At 69.4% G+C, this 6768-nt stretch carries 6 protein-coding genes and 2 pseudogenes; 4 read left to right on the forward strand and 4 right to left on the reverse strand.

The features are described 5' to 3' along the window. Window positions 1-263, reverse strand: a 263-nt coding sequence (locus BW39_RS31850; protein ID WP_235264144.1) for a hypothetical protein, incomplete at its 3' end; no start/stop codon positions are given. A 30-nt stretch (window positions 264-293) separates the two neighbouring features. Next, on the reverse strand, window positions 294-1682 hold the full coding sequence (locus BW39_RS02530; RefSeq protein ID WP_043819540.1) for a hypothetical protein: 1389 nt from the start codon (window positions 1680-1682) through the stop codon (window positions 294-296). Between the two features lie 145 nt (window positions 1683-1827). On the opposite strand from BW39_RS02530, the gene BW39_RS02535 reads away from it, so the two are divergent. After that, entirely contained in the window at window positions 1828-2757 is a 930-nt protein-coding gene (locus tag BW39_RS02535) for a LysR family transcriptional regulator (protein WP_012203818.1), read from the forward strand. 162 nt (window positions 2758-2919) lie between these two features. After that, window positions 2920-3300 (forward strand): annotated as a pseudogene (locus BW39_RS31855) (tripartite tricarboxylate transporter substrate-binding protein); the annotation flags it as partial. A 168-nt stretch (window positions 3301-3468) separates the two neighbouring features. Here BW39_RS31855 and BW39_RS31860 read toward each other — a convergent pair. Next, a pseudogene (locus BW39_RS31860) lies at window positions 3469-4008 on the reverse strand (tripartite tricarboxylate transporter substrate-binding protein); the annotation flags it as partial. A gap of 3 nt (window positions 4009-4011) precedes the next feature. After that, on the reverse strand, window positions 4012-4941 hold the full coding sequence (locus tag BW39_RS02550; RefSeq protein WP_012203818.1) for a LysR family transcriptional regulator: 930 nt from the start codon (window positions 4939-4941) through the stop codon (window positions 4012-4014). Between the two features lie 145 nt (window positions 4942-5086). Here BW39_RS02550 and BW39_RS02555 point away from each other — a divergent pair, with 145 nt between their 5' ends. Both BW39_RS02555 and BW39_RS31865 read left to right on the forward strand, forming a co-directional pair. Beyond that, window positions 5087-6475 (forward strand): hypothetical protein, encoded by a 1389-nt coding sequence (locus BW39_RS02555; protein ID WP_043819540.1) that lies wholly within the window; start codon window positions 5087-5089, stop codon window positions 6473-6475. Between the two features lie 30 nt (window positions 6476-6505). Next, a partial coding sequence (locus BW39_RS31865) for a hypothetical protein (protein WP_235264144.1) occupies window positions 6506-6768 on the forward strand: 263 nt, incomplete at its 3' end.

The raw sequence follows: 6768 nt of genomic DNA on the forward strand, positions 1-6768 counted from the left end.
TGCGGGGTTGCAAGCCTGCCGAAGGACAGGCTTGCTTCGTGATCTGACTCGCCGTGATGTTTGAACGTAGCGCGCAGCGCGAAGTGAGTTTCACGGCGAACCCCGCAACCGCCACGACGCAGGTTGCCCCGCAGCGAAGCGAAGGGGTCGCGGACATTCGGGTCGTCTTTCTTTGGCCTACCTTTCTTTGACGAATCAAAGAAAGGTAGGTCGGCTGCCGGGCCGAGACCCGGCCTCGAAAAACCACCACCCGGCAGGGTCAAAAACTAACCCGTTGCAGGGAAAAAACCAGCTCACTGCAAAGAAGGCCGCGCCCTCTCAGGCACCCGAGCCCCCAACGCAGCCGGCACATAAGCCGCATCAAAACTACACCCCACCCCAAACTTGGCCTCATTAGCAGAACAAGCAGCAGCAATCCCCGCCGCAGTCGGCTTCACCCCCGCCTCCACCCACTGCATCAACGCAGTCATCAAGGTGGGATAGGTCGCATCGCTGATATAGCTGTGCGTCCCCTGCCGCGTGAAGGTCTGCACCAGCCGGTCCCCGCTGCCGCCCTGCTGCATCACCGCACGAAACCGCGCATCCAGCTCCACAAAGGCCGTAGGGTCGCTGATCCACTTGGCCGAGAGGACCGGCACGCCAATCTTGCCCACGGGGTCGGTGTCATCGGCGAACTTGCGGTAGGCCGCAGGATCGGCGCGGTAGCGCAGCACGCCGGCATTGAGCGCGGCATCGTCGGCCGAGCCCGCATAGACCGCACCCTCGTTGCCGAAGGGGCTGGCGCCGCCCGTGCGCTTGGCCGAGATGTCCTGGAAGTGCATGGTTCCCCAGTTCATGTGCGACTGGATGGCGCTTTCGGGGATCTTGATGACCTTGGTGATGGTGTCGATCTTCGCCTGCTGCGCGGCCGTGCGCTGGGCGGCGGGCTTGTCCAGCGCCAGGCATTCGTTCACGCGCAGGGCCACGTCGGCCTGGCGCATCTTGGCGTCAGCGGGCAGGCCCAGGTTGAGCGCGTACTGCGGCTCATTGGGGCGCGGGTGGTTGGCGCACAGGTACTGGTAGACCACGCGCAGGTCGGTGCGGAAGTCGTAGGCATGGGTGCCGCCGCCCAGCACGCCGCTGGTGAGCAGCACGCCGTCGTAGGGGCGCTCGCCCACGGTCTGCTCGTTGAACATTTCCGCGCCCTTGGCCGCCACGCCCGCACCCCAGGACTGGCCGTGCAGGATGGTGCGCTGCGGCTTGGCCACATGCTGGCGGAAGATGCCGCGCAGGCGCTCGGTGTCCTCGGCGGCGGCGCGCACTTCCACGCCGCCCTGGCGGTAGGTGGAGCCAGCCCAGGCGTAGCCTGCGCGCACCATGATGGACCAGCGCACCAGGTCTTCGGCCGCACGGTCGGCGGTGGGCGCGGCCAGGTCCGGGCCGCCGTGGGCGTGCAGCACGAGGGTGCCGTTCCACTGCGCGGGCTTGGCGATCAGGTAGTAGGCGCCCTTGGAGTCCTGCCCGGCCCAGCAGCTGATGCCCGCAGGAATCTCGGCAGGGCAGGCCGTGCTCTTGGGAGCGGTCTCGATGGAGGTGACCGGCCCGTGCAGCACGGCCGAGCCGCCGCCGCAACCGGCCAGGGCGAGCGCGGCCAGCAGCGAGGCGCTGGCGGGACGCAGGGGGAAATACGCGGATGCTTGCATGTCTTGTCTCCTGTCTTGGCTTCTTGTTGGAAGTCACCTGCCGCGCCGCGGCAAGCGGTCGCATCGGTGACTGGATGGGATTCTGTAGAGGCTTGTCCAATATTTCAAAGATTTTTAGGATATCGGCTGGATACTTTTCACATATATGGAACTGCGCCATCTCCGTTACTTCCTGGCCGTGGCCGATACCGGCCACATCACGCGCGCGGCCGAGCTGCTGGGCATGCAGCAGCCGCCGCTGTCGCAGCAGATCCGCGCGCTGGAGGAGGAGCTGGGCATTGCCCTGTTCCGGCGCCACCCCAAGGGCGTGGACCTGACCGACGCGGGCCTGGAGCTGCAGGGCGAGGCCACGCGGCTGCTGGCCGACTTCACCGCCATGCGCGACCGCATGCAGGCCTTTGCGCGCGGCGAGCGCGGGCGCATCCATGTGGGCTTCACCAGCTCGGCGGCGGCCCATGCCTTCACGCCCGAGGTGCTGCGCCTGTGCCGTGGCCGCCATCCCGACATTGCGCTGGATGTGAGCGAGAACAATGCCGCCGAGATCACCGAGGCCGTGCAGGCCGGGCGCATGCACTGCGGCTTTCTGCGCGTGCCGGTGGCCCGGCCCGAAGGCCTGGTGTTCGAGACGCTGCTGCAGGAGCCCGCGCTGCTGGCCATTCCCGTGGACCACCGGCTGGCGCGCGATGCATCGCGGCCCGTGGCGCTCAGGCAGCTCGATGGCGAGCGCCTGATCCTTGTGCGGCGCACGGGCGCGCCGGGGCTGTATGCGAACCTGCTGGCGCTGTGCGCCCGGCACAAGGTACAGGTGGAGGTGGCCGCCGAGGTGGAACGCATGATGACCAATGTGAACCTGGTGGCGGCGGGCGTGGGCCTGTCCATCGTGCCGGCCTCGGTGCGCGGCGCCCATCCCGAGGCGGTGGTCTACCGCGCCTTCGAGCCCGCCGTGCGGCTGAGCGCCCCGCTCACCCTGGTGCACCGCGAGGCCGGCACGGAAACCGGCGGCGCAGGACCCGCGGCCACCTTCATCGCCCTGGCGCGCGAGCTGGCGCAGCGCCACCAGGCGCCGGGCGGCTGAGGCATGCGGGCACCGCAAGGCACCGATACCGGCCGGCGCGCCCTGCTGGCGGCGGCTGCCTGCGCGCTGGCCTGGCCCGCCCAGGCATTGCCGGCCCGGCCCGCCTGGCCGGGCGCCAGCGTGCGGATCGTGGTGGCCTACCCCGCAGGCGGTGTCAGCGACATGGTGGCCCGCGCCCTGGCCGAGCAACTGGCGCAGCAATGGGGCACGCCCGTGATCGTGGACAACCGCCCCGGCGCCAGCGGCACCGTGGCGCTGGAGCTGCTGGCGCGCAGCGCGCCCGACGGCCGCACCCTGGTCTTTGCCGCCGCCACCGCCGTGGGCCTGGCCGCTGCCTCCGTGACGCCCGTGGCCGGCGTGATGCGCACGCCCATGCTGCTGGTGGGCACGCCGACGCTGAAGGCTGCAGATTTCGAAGGCATGCTGGCCGAGGCGCGCGGCATGCCCGGCGGCATACGCTGGGCCACCACGGGCGAGGGCACGACGGGCCACGCCGTGCTGCAGCGCATAGAGCAGGCCACGCGCATTCCCATCGTGCATGTGCCCTACAAGGGCGGGGGCCAGCAGCTCAACGATGCGCTGGCCGGGCATTTCGAGCTGCTGTCCACCAATGTGGCGCCGCTGCAGCTGCAGCGGCGCCACATTGGTGGACAGCAGCTCGAAATGCCCGGCCAGCGCATCGTTGAGCTGCTGGCCCCCGCCCTTGTAGGGCACATGCACGATGGGAATGCGCGTGGCCTGCTCTATGCGCTGCAGCACGGCGTGGCCCGTCGTGCCCTCGCCCGTGGTGGCCCAGCGTATGCCGCCGGGCATGCCGCGCGCCTCGGCCAGCATGCCTTCGAAATCTGCAGCCTTCAGCGTCGGCGTGCCCACCAGCAGCATGGGCGTGCGCATCACGCCGGCCACGGGCGTCACGGAGGCAGCGGCCAGGCCCACGGCGGTGGCGGCGGCAAAGACCAGGGTGCGGCCGTCGGGCGCGCTGCGCGCCAGCAGCTCCAGCGCCACGGTGCCGCTGGCGCCGGGGCGGTTGTCCACGATCACGGGCGTGCCCCATTGCTGCGCCAGTTGCTCGGCCAGGGCGCGGGCCACCATGTCGCTGACACCGCCTGCGGGGTAGGCCACCACGATCCGCACGCTGGCGCCCGGCCAGGCGGGCCGGGCCGGCAATGCCTGGGCGGGCCAGGCCAGCGCGCAGGCAGCCGCCGCCAGCAGGGCGCGCCGGCCGGTATCGGTGCCTTGCGGTGCCCGCATGCCTCAGCCGCCCGGCGCCTGGTGGCGCTGCGCCAGCTCGCGCGCCAGGGCGATGAAGGTGGCCGCGGGTCCTGCGCCGCCGGTTTCCGTGCCGGCCTCGCGGTGCACCAGGGTGAGCGGGGCGCTCAGCCGCACGGCGGGCTCGAAGGCGCGGTAGACCACCGCCTCGGGATGGGCGCCGCGCACCGAGGCCGGCACGATGGACAGGCCCACGCCCGCCGCCACCAGGTTCACATTGGTCATCATGCGTTCCACCTCGGCGGCCACCTCCACCTGTACCTTGTGCCGGGCGCACAGCGCCAGCAGGTTCGCATACAGCCCCGGCGCGCCCGTGCGCCGCACAAGGATCAGGCGCTCGCCATCGAGCTGCCTGAGCGCCACGGGCCGCGATGCATCGCGCGCCAGCCGGTGGTCCACGGGAATGGCCAGCAGCGCGGGCTCCTGCAGCAGCGTCTCGAACACCAGGCCTTCGGGCCGGGCCACCGGCACGCGCAGAAAGCCGCAGTGCATGCGCCCGGCCTGCACGGCCTCGGTGATCTCGGCGGCATTGTTCTCGCTCACATCCAGCGCAATGTCGGGATGGCGGCCACGGCACAGGCGCAGCACCTCGGGCGTGAAGGCATGGGCCGCCGCCGAGCTGGTGAAGCCCACATGGATGCGCCCGCGCTCGCCGCGCGCAAAGGCCTGCATGCGGTCGCGCATGGCGGTGAAGTCGGCCAGCAGCCGCGTGGCCTCGCCCTGCAGCTCCAGGCCCGCGTCGGTCAGGTCCACGCCCTTGGGGTGGCGCCGGAACAGGGCAATGCCCAGCTCCTCCTCCAGCGCGCGGATCTGCTGCGACAGCGGCGGCTGCTGCATGCCCAGCAGCTCGGCCGCGCGCGTGATGTGGCCGGTATCGGCCACGGCCAGGAAGTAACGGAGATGGCGCAGTTCCATATATGTGAAAAGTATCCAGCCGATATCCTAAAAATCTTTGAAATATTGGACAAGCCTCTACAGAATCCCATCCAGTCACCGATGCGACCGCTTGCCGCGGCGCGGCAGGTGACTTCCAACAAGAAGCCAAGACAGGAGACAAGACATGCAAGCATCCGCGTATTTCCCCCTGCGTCCCGCCAGCGCCTCGCTGCTGGCCGCGCTCGCCCTGGCCGGTTGCGGCGGCGGCTCGGCCGTGCTGCACGGGCCGGTCACCTCCATCGAGACCGCTCCCAAGAGCACGGCCTGCCCTGCCGAGATTCCTGCGGGCATCAGCTGCTGGGCCGGGCAGGACTCCAAGGGCGCCTACTACCTGATCGCCAAGCCCGCGCAGTGGAACGGCACCCTCGTGCTGCACGCCCACGGCGGCCCGGACCTGGCCGCGCCCACCGCCGACCGTGCGGCCGAAGACCTGGTGCGCTGGTCCATCATGGTGCGCGCAGGCTACGCCTGGGCTGGCTCCACCTACCGCCAGGGCGGCGTGGAAGTGCGCGCCGCCGCCGAGGACACCGAGCGCCTGCGCGGCATCTTCCGCCAGCATGTGGCCAAGCCGCAGCGCACCATCCTGCACGGCCAGTCCTGGGGTGCGGGCGTGGCGGCCAAGGGCGCGGAAATGTTCAACGAGCAGACCGTGGGCGAGCGCCCCTACGACGGCGTGCTGCTCACCAGCGGCGTGCTGGGCGGCGGCACCCATGCCTACGACTTCCGCACCGACCTGCGCGTGGTCTACCAGTACCTGTGCGCCAACCACCCGCGCCCCAATGAGCCGCAGTACGCGCTCAACCTGGGCCTGCCCGCTGACGCCAAGATGCGCCAGGCCGACGTGGCCCTGCGCGTGAACGAATGCCTGGCGCTGGACAAGCCCGCCGCCCAGCGCACGGCCGCGCAGCAGGCGAAGATCGACACCATCACCAAGGTCATCAAGATCCCCGAAAGCGCCATCCAGTCGCACATGAACTGGGGAACCATGCACTTCCAGGACATCTCGGCCAAGCGCACGGGCGGCGCCAGCCCCTTCGGCAACGAGGGTGCGGTCTATGCGGGCTCGGCCGACGATGCCGCGCTCAATGCCGGCGTGCTGCGCTACCGCGCCGATCCTGCGGCCTACCGCAAGTTCGCCGATGACACCGACCCCGTGGGCAAGATTGGCGTGCCGGTCCTCTCGGCCAAGTGGATCAGCGACCCTACGGCCTTTGTGGAGCTGGATGCGCGGTTTCGTGCGGTGATGCAGCAGGGCGGCAGCGGGGACCGGCTGGTGCAGACCTTCACGCGGCAGGGGACGCACAGCTATATCAGCGATGCGACCTATCCCACCTTGATGACTGCGTTGATGCAGTGGGTGGAGGCGGGGGTGAAGCCGACTGCGGCGGGGATTGCTGCTGCTTGTTCTGCTAATGAGGCCAAGTTTGGGGTGGGGTGTAGTTTTGATGCGGCTTATGTGCCGGCTGCGTTGGGGGCTCGGGTGCCTGAGAGGGCGCGGCCTTCTTTGCAGTGAGCTGGTTTTTTCCCTGCAACGGGTTAGTTTTTGACCCTGCCGGGTGGTGGTTTTTCGAGGCCGGGTCTCGGCCCGGCAGCCGACCTACCTTTCTTTGATTCGTCAAAGAAAGGTAGGCCAAAGAAAGACGACCCGAATGTCCGCGACCCCTTCGCTTCGCTGCGGGGCAACCTGCGTCGTGGCGGTTGCGGGGTTCGCCGTGAAACTCACTTCGCGCTGCGCGCTACGTTCAAACATCACGGCGAGTCAGATCACGAAGCAAGCCTGTCCTTCGGCAGGCTTGCAACCCCGCA

It is taken from the genome of Delftia sp. RIT313, from assembly GCF_000632165.1.
Taxonomy (GTDB): Bacteria; Pseudomonadota; Gammaproteobacteria; order Burkholderiales; family Burkholderiaceae_C; genus Comamonas; species Comamonas acidovorans.